Annotated in this window: 16 protein-coding genes; 4 read left to right on the top strand and 12 right to left on the bottom strand. The window is 73.2% G+C overall.

All coding sequences use genetic code 11. The annotated features are described in order from the left end of the window. Positions 1–5: 5 nt before the first annotated feature. The 6 genes from BLA60_RS30990 to BLA60_RS31015 form a co-directional block, all read right to left on the bottom strand. On the bottom strand, positions 6–1,139 hold the full coding sequence (locus tag BLA60_RS30990; RefSeq protein WP_075136569.1) for an LLM class flavin-dependent oxidoreductase: 1,134 nt from the start codon (positions 1,137–1,139) through the stop codon (positions 6–8). Continuing rightward, positions 1,136–2,143: an ABC transporter substrate-binding protein gene (locus BLA60_RS30995; RefSeq protein WP_170108422.1), complete on the bottom strand. Its 1,008-nt coding sequence runs from the start codon at positions 2,141–2,143 to the stop codon at positions 1,136–1,138. The genes BLA60_RS30990 and BLA60_RS30995 overlap by 4 nt, the downstream gene beginning before the upstream one ends. Then, entirely contained in the window at positions 2,130–2,840 is a 711-nt protein-coding gene (locus BLA60_RS31000; RefSeq protein WP_075136570.1) for an ABC transporter ATP-binding protein, read from the bottom strand. Before BLA60_RS31000 ends, BLA60_RS30995 begins: the two co-directional genes overlap by 14 nt. After that, positions 2,825–3,631 (bottom strand): ABC transporter permease, encoded by an 807-nt coding sequence (locus BLA60_RS31005; protein WP_075136571.1) that lies wholly within the window; start codon positions 3,629–3,631, stop codon positions 2,825–2,827. Before BLA60_RS31005 ends, BLA60_RS31000 begins: the two co-directional genes overlap by 16 nt. Positions 3,632–3,793: 162 nt before the next feature. Beyond that, on the bottom strand, positions 3,794–4,948 hold the full coding sequence (locus BLA60_RS31010) for a glycosyltransferase 87 family protein (RefSeq protein WP_162293037.1): 1,155 nt from the start codon (positions 4,946–4,948) through the stop codon (positions 3,794–3,796). 81 nt (positions 4,949–5,029) lie between these two features. Then, positions 5,030–6,541 (bottom strand): MFS transporter, encoded by a 1,512-nt coding sequence (locus BLA60_RS31015; protein WP_075136573.1) that lies wholly within the window; start codon positions 6,539–6,541, stop codon positions 5,030–5,032. A 73-nt stretch (positions 6,542–6,614) separates the two neighbouring features. On the opposite strand from BLA60_RS31015, the gene BLA60_RS31020 reads away from it, so the two are divergent. Beyond that, complete coding sequence (locus BLA60_RS31020; protein WP_162293038.1) at positions 6,615–9,395, top strand: ATP-binding protein; 2,781 nt, start codon at positions 6,615–6,617, stop codon at positions 9,393–9,395. Here the strand turns inward: BLA60_RS31020 and BLA60_RS31025 are convergent. From BLA60_RS31025 to BLA60_RS31040, 4 genes are read right to left on the bottom strand one after another with little or no spacing between them, the layout of a single operon-like run. Next, entirely contained in the window at positions 9,392–10,192 is an 801-nt protein-coding gene (locus BLA60_RS31025) for an ABC transporter ATP-binding protein (protein ID WP_075136575.1), read from the bottom strand. The genes BLA60_RS31020 and BLA60_RS31025 overlap by 4 nt on opposite strands. A gap of 12 nt (positions 10,193–10,204) precedes the next feature. Continuing rightward, a complete protein-coding gene (locus BLA60_RS31030; RefSeq protein WP_075136576.1) occupies positions 10,205–11,233 on the bottom strand; it encodes a FecCD family ABC transporter permease in 1,029 nt (342 codons plus the stop codon). Further along, a complete protein-coding gene (locus tag BLA60_RS31035; RefSeq protein ID WP_084735460.1) occupies positions 11,233–12,258 on the bottom strand; it encodes a FecCD family ABC transporter permease in 1,026 nt (341 codons plus the stop codon). The genes BLA60_RS31030 and BLA60_RS31035 overlap by 1 nt, the downstream gene beginning before the upstream one ends. Further along, a complete protein-coding gene (locus BLA60_RS31040) occupies positions 12,245–13,228 on the bottom strand; it encodes an ABC transporter substrate-binding protein (RefSeq protein ID WP_075136577.1) in 984 nt (327 codons plus the stop codon). The genes BLA60_RS31035 and BLA60_RS31040 overlap by 14 nt, the downstream gene beginning before the upstream one ends. A gap of 86 nt (positions 13,229–13,314) precedes the next feature. Here BLA60_RS31040 and BLA60_RS31045 point away from each other — a divergent pair, with 86 nt between their 5' ends. From BLA60_RS31045 to BLA60_RS31055, 3 genes are all read left to right on the top strand, one after another. Continuing rightward, complete coding sequence (locus tag BLA60_RS31045) at positions 13,315–14,010, top strand: DNA alkylation repair protein (RefSeq protein WP_075136578.1); 696 nt, start codon at positions 13,315–13,317, stop codon at positions 14,008–14,010. Between the two features lie 44 nt (positions 14,011–14,054). Further along, positions 14,055–14,939, top strand: coding sequence for a class I SAM-dependent methyltransferase (locus BLA60_RS31050; RefSeq protein WP_075136609.1), 885 nt, complete (start codon positions 14,055–14,057; stop codon positions 14,937–14,939). Between the two features lie 99 nt (positions 14,940–15,038). Beyond that, positions 15,039–15,539: a hypothetical protein gene (locus BLA60_RS31055; protein ID WP_075136579.1), complete on the top strand. Its 501-nt coding sequence runs from the start codon at positions 15,039–15,041 to the stop codon at positions 15,537–15,539. On the opposite strand, the gene BLA60_RS43795 is transcribed toward BLA60_RS31055, so the two are convergent. Both BLA60_RS43795 and BLA60_RS31060 read right to left on the bottom strand, forming a co-directional pair. Continuing rightward, positions 15,472–15,750 (bottom strand): hypothetical protein, encoded by a 279-nt coding sequence (locus BLA60_RS43795; protein WP_154814746.1) that lies wholly within the window; start codon positions 15,748–15,750, stop codon positions 15,472–15,474. The two genes, BLA60_RS31055 and BLA60_RS43795, sit on opposite strands and share 68 nt — an antisense overlap. After that, positions 15,747–17,108 carry a HAMP domain-containing sensor histidine kinase gene (locus tag BLA60_RS31060; protein WP_342744790.1) on the bottom strand — a complete coding sequence of 454 codons (1,362 nt, stop codon included), beginning with the start codon at positions 17,106–17,108 and terminating at the stop codon, positions 15,747–15,749. The genes BLA60_RS43795 and BLA60_RS31060 overlap by 4 nt, the downstream gene beginning before the upstream one ends. Between the last annotated feature and the right edge of the window lie 4 nt (positions 17,109–17,112).

Below are 17,112 nucleotides of genomic sequence, written 5' to 3' on the forward strand. Positions count from 1 at the left end.
ACTTATCATATAGATGATTTGGACTGCAGCAGTTCGTCTGACGTCAGACCACGCCGATCAAGCTCCGGCCGCACCCCTTCGGCGAACCAGTAGGCCTCCTCCAGGTGCGGGTAGCCGGAGAGGACGAACTCGTCGATGCCCAACGCGTGGTACTCGGCGATCCGCTCGGCCACCTCCGCGTGGCTGCCGACCAGCGCGGTGCCGGCCCCGCCGCGCACCAGCCCGACCCCCGCCCACAGGTTCGGGTGGATCTCCAGCCCGCGCACGCCCCGGTCGAGCCCGCCGCCGTGCAACGCGACCATCCGCCGCTGCCCGACCGACTCGCTCGCGGACAGCTGCTCCTGGGCCCGGCGCACCTGCACGGGGTCGAGCGCGGCCAGCAACCGCGCCGCCTCGGCCCACGCCTGCTCGGCGGTGTCCCGGGTGATGACGTGCAGCCGGATACCGAAACGCACCGTGCGCCCCGCCGCCTCCGCCAGCGCCCGCACCGAGCCGATCTTCTCCGCGACCTGCTCCGGCGGCTCACCCCAGGTCAGGTACACGTCGGCGTGCCGGGCGGCGACCGGCAACGCCGCCGGCGACGAGCCGCCGAAGTAGATCCCCGGCACCGGGTCCGGCGGCGCGAGCACGGTCGCGCCGGCCACCGTGAGGTGCTCGCCGGCGAAGTCGAACGGCTCACCGCCCCACGCGCCACGCACGATGGTCAGGAACTCGTCGGTGCGGGCGTAGCGGGCGTCGTGGTCGTGCCAGTCACCGAAGCGGCGCTGCTCGACCGCGTCACCGCCGGTGACCACGTTGAGCAGCAGCCGGCCGCCGGAGATCCGCTGGTAGCTGGCCGCCATCTGGGCCGCCAGCGTCGGCGAGACGATCCCGGGCCGGAAGGCCACCAGGAACTTCAGCGTGCGGGTCTCGCGGATGAGCGCGGCGGTGGTCAGCCAGGCGTCCTCGCACCACGTGCCGGTCGGCGTGAGCACCCCGGCGAACCCCAGCCGCTCGGCCGCCGAGGCGACCTGGGCCAGGTAGTCGATGTCCGGACCACGGGCGGCGGCCGGCCCGAGCGACTTGTTGGCGTGGAAGCGTTCCACGATCGTGCGACCGTCGCCGGAGGTCGGCAGGAACCAGTGCAGGCGCAGCGTCACCTGGCCACCTCCCCGGCCAGCGCCGCGACATAGCGCCGGTCGACGAACGCCGCGAAGTCGACCTCGCCCGGCAGGACCTTCGCCCCGGTGAACGCGTCGGCCAACTCCTGCTGGGAGGCGACCACCTCGTCGTCGAGCGGCACCGGGACGTCCGGCCCGTTGTCCACCGCCGCCCGCGCCACCGCCGGATCGAGCCCGGTCTCCCGTGCCCACACCCGCGCCCACTCCTGCCGGTGGCCGTCGGCCCACCGCTCGGCCCTGGCGTGCCGCGTGACGAACTCGGCGATCGCCGTGTGCCGCGCCGGGTCCGCCAACGACTCCCGACCGGCCGCCAGGAACGAGTACCCGTTGGCGATGCCCTCCCCGTCGGCCAGCACCCGAGCCCGCGCCTGGCCGATCGCCTGCGCGGTGTAGGGGTCCCACACGGCCCAGGCGTCCAGCTCCCCCTGCCGGAACGCCCCGTAGGCGTCGGCCGGCTGCAGGAACGAGAACGTGACGTCGTCGACGGACAGCCCCGCCCTGGTCAGGTTCAGCAACACCTGGCCGTGCGCCGAACTCCCCTTGGCCACGCCGATCGTCCTTCCCCGCAGATCAGCCACCTTTCGCAACGGCGACCCGTCGGGCACGAGAACCGCGTCCCCCCGCACGCCGCCCCGCGAACTGGCGACCACCGCCAGCTTCGCGTTCGCGGCGGCCGCGAAGATCGGCGGCGTGTTACCGACCCGGCCGATGTCCGCGCCGCCGGCCGAGATCGCCTCCAGCAACGGCGGCCCGGAGGTGAATGTCGACCACTCGATCTCGTAGGGCAGGTCGTCCAGCAGCCCGGCGGCGGTCAACAGGGCCTGCGAGCCTCCTTTCTGGTCGGCCACCCGCAACGTGACCCCCGCCAGTTCCCCGGCGTCGACCTCGTCCGGCACACCCTGGTCCACGGGCGTCGTCCCCGCCCCACACGCGGTGATCGCCACGGTCAGCAGTAACAGCCCGGCCGCCTCACGTACTCGCACGTTCGGTCACTCCCAATCCGTTCAGTACCAGTCCACGCACGTCGGCGTGGTCGACCGCCCGGCGGGGGCGCCGGCTGGTCAGGATGTGTTCGGCGGTGATCACGCCACCGTCGAGAATCAGCACACGGTCGGCGAGCAGCAGGGCCTCGTCGACGTCGTGGGTCACCAGCAGAACGCCGGGCCGGTGGCGTTGCCACAGGTCCACCACCAGCTCGTGCATGGCGATCCGGGTGAGGGCGTCCAGGGCGCCGAACGGTTCGTCGAGCAGGAGGAGATCGGGTTCCCGCACCAGGGCCCTGGCCAGCGACAGTCGTTGCGCCTCACCGCCGGACAGGGTGCGCGGCCAGGCGTCGGCGAGGTGCCCGAGCTGGACCTCGTCCAGTGCCCGCTCGGCCAGCGCGCGGTCGGTCCCCCGGCCGCGCAGCCCGAGCACGACGTTGCGCCACACCCGCCGCCATGGCAGCAACCGGGGCTGCTGAAAAGCGACCGAAACCCGCCCCTTCACCGAGATCCGCCCGTCGGCGGCCGGATCAAGCCCCGCCAACACCCGCAACAACGTCGACTTCCCGGAGCCGCTGCGCCCCAACAGGGCGACGAACTCCCCCGCCCCGATCGTCACGTCAAGTCCCGACAGGACGGTCCGATTCCCGAAGCTCCGAACGAGCCCGTTGACCTCGACGGTCAGCTCTGCCGCCACCGCAACGCCCTCCTCTCCACCAGACGGACCACAGCGTCGGTAACCAGCCCCAGCACGGCGTAGACGATCAACCCCACGACGATCACGTCGGTCCGCAGGAACTCCCGCGCGTTGTTGATCAGATAGCCCAATCCCGCGTCGGCGTTGACCGTTTCCCCGACGATCAACGCCAACCAGGCGATCCCCAACGACTGCCGCAACCCCACCAACGCCTGCGGCACGGCGGCGGGAAGGATCACGTGCCAGAGCCGCTCGAACCGGGTGAACCCCAACGCCCGGGAGGCCTCGACGAGCTGGTCATCGGCGTTGCGAATCCCGGAGTGCACGTTGAGGTAGAGCGGAAAAGCCACGCCCAACGCCACCAGAACGATCTTCGGTGCCTCCCCGATCCCGAACCACAGGATCAGCAGCGGGATGAGCCCGAGGAACGGCAGGGTGCGCAGCATCTGCACCGGCGGATCGATGAGCACATTGCCCCAACTGGACAACCCGGCGACGATCCCCAGCAGGAGCGCGACACCGGCGCCCACCAGGAACCCGAGCCCGACCCGCCCGATCGACACCACGAACGCCTCCCCGAGTTCCCCGGAGCGCGCCGTGTCCACACCGGCGCGCAGCACGGTGAGCGGAGAACTGAGCTTGTCCTCGGTGAGAAGCCCGGTGGCGCTGGCGGCCTGCCACAACAGGATCAACGCCACCGGACTGATCCATCGCCGCAGGTCCGGCAACCGCGCCCGCCGCTCCCGAACCTCCGCCGGAGCCACCGCCGGCACCTGAGTGGTGATCGACACGACCCCTCCCGTCCTCTGCCCTGGGTCCCCCGACGCTAGAGCCCACGAAGACAATGTGGGAACCCATTCCACATAGTGGAGCAGTGGGGATGACGAGGAAGGTCGTCGTCAGGTCGCCACGGCTGGCGGCCCGCGCGGGAGATTCGGGGCGCGCCCCGTGGTTCAGGAGGCGGCTCGCGCGGGGTTCGGCAGACCGACCCGCCTGCCCACCGCCGCCCAACACAGGAACCCCAACGCGGCAAGCAGATAGCTGTTCCCCAGCACGTGCTGCCACCACACCCAGTCCAACTCCCGGTCCCGCCCGTAGGGCAGGTACCGATGCCCCACCGCGAACACCGCCGCCACCACCACGGCGCCGTACCACCGGTCCCCGCGCAACCCCCAGGCCACCACCGCCGGCACGACCCACACCCAGTGGTGCGACCACGACACCGGCGACACCGCCAAACCCGCCGCCGCCACCACCAGCAACGCCGTCACCGGTTCGTCGGCCCGCCGCGCCCCCTGCCAGGCCAACCCCAACACCGCCACGGCCAGCAACAACCACGCGGCCTGCGTCAACCCGGCCGACAGGTCGAACCGGCTCAACGCGCCCCGTAACGACTGGTTGGTCGCGAAATCCGCCCCGCCGATCCGGTTGGGATCGAACACCGTGGTGTACCAGTAGACGACACTGTCCCGAGGTGCCACCAGAAACCCGACCCCGGTCACCCCCACGAACGTCCCGACCGCCGTCGCCGCCGGCACGTACTGGCGCCGGGCCAGGAAGTACAGCACGAACACGGCCGGCGTGAGCTTGACCGCCGCCGCGATCCCGATCAGCAGTCCACGCGGGTAACGCGTGCGGGGTAACAGACAGTCGAGAGCCACCAGGCCCATCAGCAGCAGGTTGACCTGCCCGTAGGTCAACGTCACCCGCACCGGTTCGACCAGCAGCGCGGCGGCCACCACCGCCACGGCCACCAGCGGCCCGGGTAACCGCTCACCGACCGTCCCCGGCACGGCGAACAGGGTGGAGACCGTCAACGCCACCAGCCCCACGACCGTCAACACCAACGCCGCCACCACGAACGGCATGACCGCCAGCGCACTGAACAGCACCGCCGCCACCGGCGGATAGGTGAACGGCAACCAGGACGGAAAATCCTGGGTGTACAAGGAGATCCCCCGTAACCACGCCGAGCCGCCCGCGCGGTACACCTTCAGATCCGGTAACGCCCCCGGAATGGTCAGACAGGTGACCAACACGAACACCAGAACGGCGACAACCCCACCGCACCACCACCACACCGTCGGGCGGCGGGTCACTGCCCTCACCAGCGGACCTCCGGCAAACAGGGAACGGACGGCCCGGAAAAGCCTACGGCGTCGGCAGTTCCGCGCCGGAGGGACCCGAAGTCAGGTCCGTCGGCCGAGCATCACCAGCACCAGCACCGCGGTCCCCACCAGTACCGCGGCGCTCGCACCGGACACCACGCCCATACCTGACACGAACGCCTCGCGGGCCACCGCCAGCAGCCGCTCGCCCACCGGGGCCGGCAGATCCGCCACCACGGCGAAGGCGCCGACGATGCTGTCCCTGGCCTCGGCCGCCACCTCCGCCGGCACCTCCGGAGGCATCGCGGCGGCGACCTCGGTGCCGTACACGGTCGTTCCGAGCGTGCCGAACGCGGCGATGCCCACCCCAGCGCCCAACTCGCTACCGGACTCCGAGATCGCCGCCGCCGAGCCGGTCCGGTCGGGTGGGGCGGACCCGACGACCAGGTCGGTTCCCAGGACCAGCAGGGGGTTGATGCCCACACCGATCGCCACCCCCGCACCGATCAGCGTCGGCAACCCGGCCCCGGTGTCCGACACCGCCAGCGCGACGAAACCCACCGAGGCGACGACCAGACCCCCGGCGATCACCCGCTCCGGCCGGAACCTGCGTGCCAGCAGCGGCGACACCGTCGCGGCCACCACCGTCGCCATGGCCAGCGGCACGAACCACAACCCCGCCCGCAGCGGCGAGAGACCGTCGACCAGTCGCAGGTGCTGGGTGAAGTAGAACGTGAACGCGTAGAGCGTCACCGCGCCCAGCATCAGCCCCACCAACGCCCCGGAGAACCTGCGGCTGCCGAACAACGTCAGGTCCAGCAGCGGGTCGGCGATCCGGCGCTGACGACGCACGAACACCACCCCCGCGACAGCACCGGCCACGATCGCCGCCACCGGCACGACCCCCAGCCCGGAGCGGGCGATCTCCTTCACCCCGTAGATGACCGGCAACAGCGCGGCCAGCGACAGCGCGACGCTCACCAGATCCAGACGGCCCGGTCGCGGGGCGCGGTACTCCGGCAGCAACAGCGGGCCGGTGACCAGCAGCACCACCATCACCGGCACTCCCAGCAGGAACACCGAACCCCACCAGAAGTACTCCAGCAGGATGCCGCCGACCGCCGGGCCCAGCGCGCCGCCCAGGGAGAACGCGGTCAGCCACAAGCCGATCGCCAGTGAGCGTTGCCGTGGGTCGCGGAACATCGTGCCGATCAGGGACAGGGTGGACGGGCCGAGGGTGGCGCCGGCGAGTCCGAGCAGCGCCCTGGTGGCGATCAGCATCTCGGGGCTGGTGGAGTACGCGGCGAGCACCGACGCGGCGGTGAACGCGGCGGCGCCGATGAGCAGCAGCCGCCGCCGCCCGATCCGGTCACCCAGTGTGCCCATGGTGATCAGGGCACCGGCCACCATGAACGCGTACACGTCGGTGATCCACAGCAGCTCGGTGTTGCTGGCGCCGAGATCGGCGCCCAGGTGCGGCAGGGCCAGGTGGAGCACGGTCAGGTCGAGCGCCAGCAGGACCGTCGGCAGGGCCAGCACGGCGAGGCCGAGCCACTCCCGGAGTCCGGCGCGGGTCGAGGTGTCGGTGGACATGCCGCGACCCTCACCGGACCGGGTCGTGGTCGGATGGCGATCGGGTGTCGGTGGCCGGGCTACCGTGGGCGACATGCGGTTTGGCGTGCTCGGCCCGCTGACGGCGTGGACCGGGGACGGCACGCCGGTCACGGTCCCGGAGGTGAAGGTCCGGCTGCTGCTGGCCCTGCTGTTGGGCGAGCAGGGCCGCCCGGTCCCCGTCGACCGGCTCGTCGAGGCGCTGTGGAGCACCGCCCCACCGGCCGACCCGCCGGCGGTGCTGCGCGGCAAGGTGTCCCAGCTGCGCCGGGCGTTGGCCGTCGAGCCGGGTGGCCGGGAGCTGGTCGTGTGGCGTCCGCCCGGGTACGCGCTGGTCGGTGCGGACACCGACGCCGGGTGGTTCGCGCTGCTGGTGGAGCAGGCCAGGGCCGGTGCGGACGCCGCCGAGCGGGGTGCGCTGCTCGGGGAGGCGCTGGCGCTGTGGCGCGGGCCGGCGTTCGCCGAGTTCGCCGACGAGCCGGCCCTGCGGGAGACCGTCGCCCGCCTGGAGGACCAGCGGCTGGCCGCCACCGAGGAGTACGCGGCGGCCGAGCTGGCGTTGGGTCGGCACGAGCACCTGGTCGGCCCGCTCGCCGACGTCGTCGGCCGACATCCGTTGCGTGAGCAGTCCCGCGCGGCCTACATGCGGGTCCTCTACCGCGCCGGCCGGCCGGGTGACGCCCTGGCCACCTACCAGGACCTGCGCGAACGACTCGCCAGCGAGCTGGGTGCCGACCCGTCGCCCGAGCTGGCGGCGCTGCACCGGGCGATCCTGCGCCACGACCCGTCGCTCGCGCCGGCCCGCCCGGCCCACGGCGCGCTGCCGGTGCCGCTGACCGAGATCGTGGGCCGCGACGAGGATGTCGCCGCGACCGGGGCGTTGCTCGACGCCGGGCGGCTGGTCACGCTCACCGGGCCCGGCGGGGTCGGCAAGACCCGGCTGGCGATCGCGGTGGCGGGCACGCTGGCCAACGACGTGCGGCTGGTGGAGCTGGCGACCCTCGACCACCCCGCGCGCAGCGAGCGACCCGTCGGGGTGGACGACGTCGCCGCCCTGGTCGCGACCGCGCTCGGGGTCGACGCCGCGCCGGCCGGGCCGCCCGTGCCGGTGGTGGAGCGGGTGGTGGCGGCCGTGCGGGAACGGGCGGTGGTGCTGGTGCTCGACAACGCCGAGCACGTCGTCGGGCCGGTCGCCGAGCTCGCCGCGCACCTGCTGGGCGCCGCTGCCCGGCTGCGGATCCTCGCCACCAGCCGCGAGCCGCTGCGGATCGCCGGTGAGCGGGTGCGGGCCGTCGGGCCGCTGGCACCCGACGCCGCACGCCGGTTGTTCACCGCGCGGGCCACCGAGGCCGGGTACACCGGCGACCGGAACGAGGACGGGGTCGCCACGATCTGCCGGGAGCTGGACGGGATCCCGCTGGCGCTGGAGCTGGCGGCGGCGCGAGTGCCGTCGCTGGGGGTCGGTGAGGTGGCCCGCCGGTTGGACGCCCGGTTCCGCCTGCTCTCCACCGGGCGCGGACCGGCCCGCCAGCAGACCCTGCGCGCGGTCATCGACTGGAGCTGGGAGCTGCTCACCGAGGCCGAACAGGTGGTGCTGCGCCGGCTCGCGGTCTTCGTCGGTGGCTGCACGATCGACGCGGCCGAAGCCGTGTGCGGCAGCGAGGTCGGTGGCGAGAGCACCGTCGATCTGCTCGGCCGGCTGGTCGACCGCTGCGTGGTGGTGGCGCGGGACGGCCGGTTCACGCTGTCCCGGTCGGTCGCCGCGTACTGTGCCGAGCGGCTCGCCGAGGGCGGGGAGCTGGCCGAGCTGGAACGGCGCCACGACGCGTACCTCACCGCGCTCGCCGAACGCGCCGACCCCGGCCTGCGCGGCGCCGAACAGGGCCGGTGGCTTCGCCTGCTCGACGCCGAGACCGCCAACCTGCGCGTCGCGCTGCGCCGCGCCACCGACGACCGGCTGGGCGAGGCGTTGACGTGGTACTGGTTCCTGCGCGGCCGGTTCGAGCACGGACACCACGCCCCACCGGCCGCCCGGGCGGCGTTCGCCGTGCTGACCGGCGCGTCCCGCCACGACGACCCCGGTCCGCTGACCTGCCGGCAGCGCTGGTTCCTCGGCGCGTGCCTGTTCGGCGTGGACGGGCCCGCGAGCGAACGGCTGGTCGCGGAGGCGCTGGCGCAGGCGCGGGCCGGCGGCGACCGGTGGGTCACCGCCGCCGCGCTGAACACCACCGCCTGGCACGCCCAGACCAGGGGCGACCTGGCCGCCGCGCGAGCGGCGGCGTCCGGGAGCCTGGCGGCGTTCGAGGACCTGGGCGACCAGTGGGGGCAGCTGCTCGCGGCCGAGACGCTGGCGTCGCTGGCCGAGTCGGCCGGCGAGTACGAGCGGGCGGCCGCGCTGTACCGGCGCGGTCTCGGGATCGCCGAGCGGCTCGGTTTCCTCGGCGAGATCCCGTTCAAGCTGTGCGGGCTGGCGTCGGTGCACGCGGCGACCGGCGAGTACGACCGGGCCGCCGAACTCTACGACCGGGCCGCCGGGCTGGCCGCCGAGAGGTCGGTGCGGCTCGGCGAGACCTACGCCCGCCTCGGCCTGGGTGAGGTCGCCCTGCGTGCCGGGCGGCTGGACACCGCGCGCGCCCACCTGACCCGCGTCCTGGCCGGCGGCGGGCACGACCCGGAGGTGACCGTGCGCGCGCTGGTCGGCCTGGGACTGACCGAGCACGCCGCCGGCCGCCCGGCCGGGACGACCCTCGCGCGGGCGTGCCGGGTCGCGCACGCCAGCGGCCACCCGGCGCTCATCGCCCGGTCGACCCAGGCACGGGCGCTGGTCTCGGGCTAGGCGTACTCGCGGGTGTGGTGGCGGCCGATGGGGACGACCATCGGTGTTCCGGACACCGGATCGGGGACGACCTGCGACGGCATGCCGAACACGGTGCTCACCATCTGTTCGGTGACCGACTCCGCCGGCGGTCCCTGGGTGACGATCCGGCCGTCCTTCATGGCGATCAGGTGGTCGGCGTAGCGGCAGGCCAGGTTCAGGTCGTGCAGGACCAGCACGATGGTCTTGCCCTCGGTGTGGTTGAGGTCGGTGAGCAGGTCCAGCACCTCGACCTGGTGACCGACGTCCAGGAACGACGTCGGCTCGTCCAGCAGGAGCAGGTCGGTCTCCTGGGCCAGCGCCATCGCTATCCAGACCCGTTGTCGCTGGCCGCCGGACAGTTCGTCCACCGTGCGGGCGGCCAGGTCGGTGGTGTCGGTGGCGGCCAGGGCACGCGCGACGGCCTCGTCGTCGCCGGTGGTGTGGCGGCGGAACCAGCCGTGGTGGGGGTAGCGGCCTCTGCCGACCAGGTCGGCGACCACGATGCCTTCGGGGCTGGCCGGCGACTGGGGCAACAGGCCAAGGCGCAGGGCCACGGTTCTGGTCGGCAGCGAGTGGATGTCCCGACCGTCCAGGGTCACCGTGCCGGACTCGGGGGCCAGCAGCCGCGCGAGGCCGCGGAGCAGGGTCGACTTGCCGCAGGCGTTGGCGCCGACGATCACGGTGATCCGCCCGGTCGGCACGTCGATCGACAGGTCGCTCACCACCCGCCTGCTGCCGTACGCCAGCGACAGGTCATGCCCTCGCAGTTCGCCCATGGTCACCCTTTCTCAGTCCCCCCGGCCCACCCGGTTGGTGATCACCAGCAGCCACAGCAGGTACGGGCCGCCGATGATCGCGGTCACCACGCCCACCGGGAACTGGGTTCCCGCGATGGCGTGCTGGCCGACGACGTCCGCGGCGGTCATCACCAGCGCCCCCACCAGGGCCGCCGGGACCAGGCCCGGACCGCCGCCGCCGGCGAGGCGGCGGGCGATGGGGCCGGCGACGAACGCCACGAACGCGACCGGGCCCACCGCCGCGGTCGCCACGGCGGCCAGGGCCACCGCCACGGCCAGCAGGCCCAGCCTGGCTCGTTCGACGTGGACACCCTGTACGCGTGCCAGGTCGTCGCCGACCTGCAGGGCGGTCAGCCAGCGACCGGCGACCAGGGCCGCCGGGGCCAGGATCGCCACGCCGATCCCCAGGGTCGTGGCGGTGTCCCAGGACTTGGCGTTCAGGCTGCCGGTCAGCCACGCCAGCGCGTCCCGCGCCAGGTGCACCTCGACCCTGGTCAGGCAGTAGGACACCACGCTGGTCAGCATCGCGGCCATCGCGACGCCGGACAGGACGAAGCGGTAGCCGCTGACCCCTCCCCGCCAGGCCACCGCGTAGATCACCGCCGCCGAGCCGAGCGCGCCGGCCAGGGCCGCCAGCGACACCCCGGCGCCACGCACGTTGAACACCAGCAGCGCCACCACCGCCGCCGCGCTCGCCCCGGCGGTGATGCCGATGATGTCGGGGCTGGCCAGCGAGTTGCGGGTGAGCGACTGGAAGATCGCGCCGGACAGCCCGAACGCCGCACCGGCCAGCACCGCGACCAGCCCGCGCGGCAGCCGCAGTTCGGTGACGATGTAGCCGGCGCCCGCGTCCCCGCCGCCGAACAACGTCGCCACGACGTCGAACACCGGGATGGTGACGTCGCCGAGGGCCAGCGACACGCACAGCACCGCGAAGCACAGCACGGCCAGCGTCAGGCACACCGCCGACGCCCTGGCCCGCCCGGCCCGCCGCGTCCGCACGACGACCTCCAGCGCCATCACAGCTCCCGCAGTTTCCTGTTGCGCAGCAACACCATCAGGAACGGCGCGCCGACGAACGCCAGCACGACGCCGACCTGGATCTCGCCCGGCGGGGCGACCACCCGGCCGAGCACGTCCGAGCCCAGCAGCAGGACCGGCGCCAGCAGCATCGAGTACGGCAGGATCCACCGCTGGTCCGGGCCGGTGATCCGGCGCGCCACGTGCGGCACCAGCAACCCGACGAACGAGATCGGCCCGGCGATCGCCGTCGCCGCGCCGCACAACAGGATCGTCGCCGCGCCGGCCAGTGCCCTGGCCGACCCGACCCGCTGACCAAGGCCCCGCGCGACGTCGTCGCCGAGGGCCAGGACGTTGAGCAGCCGGCCGGCGACCAGCGCCAACACCACACCGGCGAGCAGGAACGGCGCCAGTTGCGCGACCAGGTCACCGCGCCGGCCGGCGATCGACCCGACCGTCCAGAACCGGTGCTGGTTGAACGTCGCCGAGTCGGTCAGCAGCACGGCCGTGGTCACCGACAACAGCACGGCGTTGACCGCCGCCCCCGCCAAGGTGATCTTGACCGGGGTCGCGCCGCCGCCCCCCATCGAGCCGACCGCGTACACCGCCGCGCCGACCACCGCCGCCCCGGCGAACGCGAACCACACGTAGCGCAGCGGCTCGTCGACGCCGAACCACGAGATCGCCGCCACCACCGCGAACGCCGCCCCCGCGTTCACCCCGAACAGGCCGGGATCGGCCAGCGGGTTGCGAGTCACCCCCTGCATGACCGCACCCGCCAGGCCGAGCCCGGCCCCGACCAGCAACCCGGCGAACAGCCGGGGCAGCCTCGCGGCCACCACCTGGTGGTCCGACGAGCCGGAACCGTTGCCGCCCACCACGTCCAGCACGACACCCAGCCCGACCGACCGGGCACCGACGGCGATGCTGACCACCGACACCACCGCCAGCACCACGGCCAGCGTCACCAACCCGAACGCGAGCCGCCCGTTCGGCGGTGCGGTGGTCCGCTCAGGCGCCGCCACCGCTGGCTTCGGCCAGCTTGGGCCGCAACTCGTCGAGCACGTAGGGGATCGACAGCGGCGATGGCGTGTTCAGCCCGACGACCGTCGGGTAGTCCAGCAGCGCGACCGTGCCCGGCAGGTCGGCGAAACCGGGGATGTCGGCCAGGTCGCTCTCGTCACCGCCGTTGACCAGGAACACCAGCAGGTCCGCGCGCAGCAGGTCGGCCCGCTCGGTGCCGACGTTGACCCGGGTGTCGCCGGTTTTCCTCCCCTCGGCCAGCACGTCCGGGTTCAGCCGCATCCCCAGGCCGCCGAACAGCAGGCTCGACCCGTCCTTCTCGTCGGCCACCACGTAGACCGCTTCCCCCACGATGTACTGGGCCAGGGTGAAAGTCCTGTCCTTGAGGCCGGTGAACTCGGTGGCGGCGGCGGTGACCTTCTCGTCGACCGAGCCGATCACCTCCTCGGCCCTGTCCGACCGGTCGAGGAACTTCCCGGCCGTGCGGACCAGGTCCTGCCACGGCGTCACCTGCGTCTCGTCCTTGGGGCCCACGATCGTGGGGACCCGGTTGGCGAGCAGCGAGTAGGTCTCCTCGTCGTTGAGCGAGTAGGTGCTCAGCACGAGGTCAGGTTCGAGCGCGAGGATCTGCTCGACCGGGACGCCGTCGTCGAGTGCCAGGGCCTTCGCGCCGCCCGGCAGTTCCTGCCACGGCGGGCCGGACTCGGGCATCAGGGAGTCGACCGAGTAGGCGACCGGTTCGACGCCCATGGCCAGCATGACGTCGGTCCACTGCAGATCGATGGTGACGATCCGCTTCGGGACCTCCTTGATCGTCGTGGTGCCGAAGCGGTGCTCGACGGTCACCGGGGAGGCGAGCGCCTCCCCGGAGCCGGACGAGGAGCCGGCGCCGTCGCCCTCCCCTGACGAACAGGCGCCGGCAAGCAACGAAGCCGCGGCCAGCAGCGCGGCAAGACCTAAGGAGGGTCGCATTAGGTTAGTCTAACCTTAGCCGCTGTTCGGCAATCAATATGGCCGAGGTCTCACGACCACTGTGGACCGTCGCTAGGCTGCCGGGAATGGCGGCGACGACACCACCGACGACGACGACACTGAACGACCAGGTGAACGAGTTGCTGGCGGAGCTCGCGGCACTGGCGGAGGACCGGATCCGCGAGGTCAACGCCCGCCACGGCGACGACCACGCGGTCAACCTCACGAAGCTGCGCGCGGTGGCCAAACGCCTGCGGACACAACAGGATCTGGCCGTCGCGCTGTGGGCGACCGGGGACTCCGCCGCACGCCTGCTGGCCCTGCTGATCTGCCGTCCCAAGGCGTTCCCACGGGACGAACTGGACACCATGCTGCGCGCCGCCGCCACCCCCAAGGTGCACGACTGGCTGGTGAACTACGTGGTGCGCAAGAGCCCGCACGCCGAGGACCTGCGGCAGACGTGGCTCGCCGACCCGGATCCGGTCGTCGCCAGCGCCGGCTGGGCGCTGACCACCGACCGGGTCGCCCGCGACCCCGACGGGCTCGACGAACCGGCCCTGCTCGACACCATCGAACGGGACCTGCCCGACGCCCAGGACCGGTTGCGGTGGGCCATGAACCACTGCCTCGCCCAGATCGGCATCGAACGCGAGGACCTGCGCGCCAGGGCGATCGACATCGGCGAACGCCTGGAGGTCCTCAAGGACTACCCCACCGCGCCGGGCTGCACCTCGCCCTACGCCCCGGTGTGGATCGCGGAGATGGTGCGCCGCAAGGGATGAAACTCGGTGGCCGGCCACCGCCGCCGCGAACTACCGTCGCCCCGGTGATCCACGAGCATCCCCTGGCCTACCTGATCGGACTGGAGGGGCTCGCCCTGCTGCGGGCCCACATCGGCGAGTACGACCGCGCGTTCGTCGAGTCCAGGATCGCCGAGGTCCGCGCTCTGCTCGACGATCCCGCCCTCACCGGGGCCGTCGACGTCGACCGGGTCGACACCGTCGAGGGCTACCGCGCCTGGGCGAGCACCTACGACCAGCCGGGCAACGCCGCCTTCGACGTCGACGGCCCGGTGATCGCCGAACTCGTCGACCCGCTGCCCCCGGGCGCCGCCCTGGACGCCGCCTGCGGCACCGGCCGCTACGCCCGCCTGCTGGCCGACCGGGGCCACCAGGTCATCGGCGTCGACAGCTCACCCGACATGCTCGCCAGGGCCCGCGCCCGCGTGCCGGCGGCCCGCTTCGAGCAGGCCGACCTCGCCGCGCTGCCCGTGCCAGACGACTCGGTCGACCTGGTCACCTGCGGTCTGGCCCTCACCCACCTGCCCGACCTCGCCCCGGCGATCGCCGAGTTCGCCCGCGTCCTGCGCCCCGGCGGTCACCTGGTCATCGCCGACATCCACCCCGAGGCGGTGCTGCGCGGCTCGCTCCCTCCGGTCCGCACCGCCACCGGCCGCCCCGGCCGGCTGGCCACCCACCGCCATCTCGTCGGCGACTACCTGCGCGCCGCACTTCCCCTCGGCCTGATCCCGCTGCGCTGCGAGGAACCCGTGCTGCCGGTCGCCGAACCGACCGGTCCGCCGCCGACCGGCACCGGCCCGTGGGAGGTGTGGCCGTGGTCGCTGGCCGCGATGGTCCCCGACGCCAAACGCGGCGCCAACCACGGAGTCCCGGCGATGCTCATCTGGCAGTTCCGGCTCACCGATCACTGACGCCACCCGGCGTGGATCGTCAGCCAAACGTCAGGCACGAACGTGCTGGCCAGCGGTGACAATCGGGTTCTGGTCCCCGCCGGTCGTGTCAGGAGTCCGATGCGCGTCCCCACCCTCGTCGTGACCGACGTGCTGATGCTCTGGCCACGGGAGATCGGGGCGCCGGCCACCGTCGAGGAGGCCGGGCTGTGGCCGGTGTTCGTGCTGGTCGTCGAGGAGCCGGCCGAACCGCGCGCCGCCGGGCCGCTGTTCGAGTTACTGGCCAGGCCACGGCCGGACGGGGAACTGGCCGTGGTCTCCGCGCGCTGCGACTGGTCGATCCTCGACCGGGACAACGCGCTGCTCAAGGCCTCCGTGCGCGGCAGCGCCGGGGCACGGTTCGCGGCGAACCTGATCGTCCCGGCGCGCCAGGTGCTCGGCGTGCTCGACGTCGTCGCCCGGGGCGCGACGATCGGCGTGGCCACCGGCCGGAGCGCGGTCCGGCTGGGCGGGCGGGTCGACATCCGCTCGGCCCTGCACGAGGTCGTGCTGCTCAGCTGCCAACCGTCGGCGGATCTGGCGACGTTGGCGGATCTGCTGGGCGCGACCGCGGGTCGCTGACCGGCGGGTCACTGGTCGGCGAGTCACTGGTCGGCGGGGCGCTGGGCGGCGGCGCCGGCCCGGACTCCACGCTCGGCGTCGCCGGCGGCTGCTCGACCGAACTCTGCTCGATCGGCTGCGGCTGGTCCTCGCTGCCCACCCCGCACGCCCCGGCCAGCGACACGGTCAGCGCCACGGCCGCCAGCGCGGTCGCGACGGCGGCACGGTTCACTCGCTCACCTCCGGCAACTCCACGACGAACCGCGCGCCGCCACCCGGCCGCGCCTCGACCCAGGCCCGGCCGTCGTGCAGGCGCACGTGCTGCACCACCAGCGCCAGGCCGAGCCCGGCGCCGCTGTCGGAGGTGTCCCGGTGGGCCGGCGACCCCCGGGCGAACCGCTCGAACACCTGCTCACGCGACTCGGCCGCCACCCCGGGGCCGGCGTCGTCGACCTCGATCCTGGCGTGCCCGTCCACGGCCAGCACCCCCAGGCGCACCAGGCCCTTGCCGTGGCGCGCGGCGTTGTCCAGCAGGTTGGCCAGCACCCGCTCCAGCCGGCGGCGGTCGGCCAGCACCCACGGCCGGCCGGCGATCTCCAGCGCCCCGGCCGGCACCGAGCCGTGCTGCTCGGCGGTGGCCAGCACCAGCGTCGCCAGGTCGACCAGCTCGAAGGTCGACCGGTCGGTGTCCTGGTCGCCGCGCGAGATCTCCAGCAGGTCGTCGACCATGCGGCGGAACCGGCGCAGGTCGGTGTCCAGCAGGTCGACCGCCTCGCGGGTGCTCGCCGGCAGTTCGTCGCTGCGGCGTTGGAGGATCGCCATGGCGTTGAGCATCGTGGTCAGCGGCGAACGCAGCTCGTGGCTGACGTCGCCGGCGAACTGGGTGTCGCGCGCGACCCGCTGCTGCAACCGCTCGGCGGTGCCGTTGAACGCGGTGGTGAACGGGATGAGGTCCGGGTCGCGGGTGGGTGGCAGCCGGGCGCTGAGGTCCCCGGCGGCGGCCACCGCGGCCGTGTCGGTCAGCCGGCGCAGCGGTCGCAGCGCGTGGAGGGTGGCCCAGCGGCCCAGCAGCGCGCCGGCCAGGCCGCTGGCGACGGTCCCGCCGAGCAGGATCCAGCTCAGGAAGCGGAACGTGCGGTCCAGCTCGCGCATCGGCGAGACCTCGACGTAGGTGGCGGCCTGGTCCAGCAGCGGCAGGCCGACGGCCATCACCGGCACGCCGTCCACGACCGTGCGCTGGTGGGCGGGGGTGCCGGCGCGCACCATGTCGAGGAATCCGGTCGGCAGGCGGGTCGGGTCGACCATGTTGCCGCCGCTGATCCGCACCCCGTCGTCGACCAGCAGCACCGCCGACTCGACCTCGGCGCCCAGGCCGGTCATCAGCTCGTCCAGCCCGCCGGAGTCGCGGCGCATCACCGACTCGACCAGCCGGGCGTTGCCGGTGGCCTGCCGGACGGCGCTGCGCTCACGCTGGCCGAGCATGTACCCGGTCGACAGGTGCCAGGTCGCCAGCGCCAGCGTGCCCGCGGCCAGCAGCGACACCAGGCTGAACGCGACCATGACCCGCGCCCGCAGCGGCAGTCTTCTCACGATG

Origin of the sequence: Actinophytocola xinjiangensis (assembly GCF_001921215.1) — a bacterium.
GTDB classification, from domain to species: Bacteria; Actinomycetota; Actinomycetes; order Mycobacteriales; family Pseudonocardiaceae; genus Actinophytocola; species Actinophytocola xinjiangensis.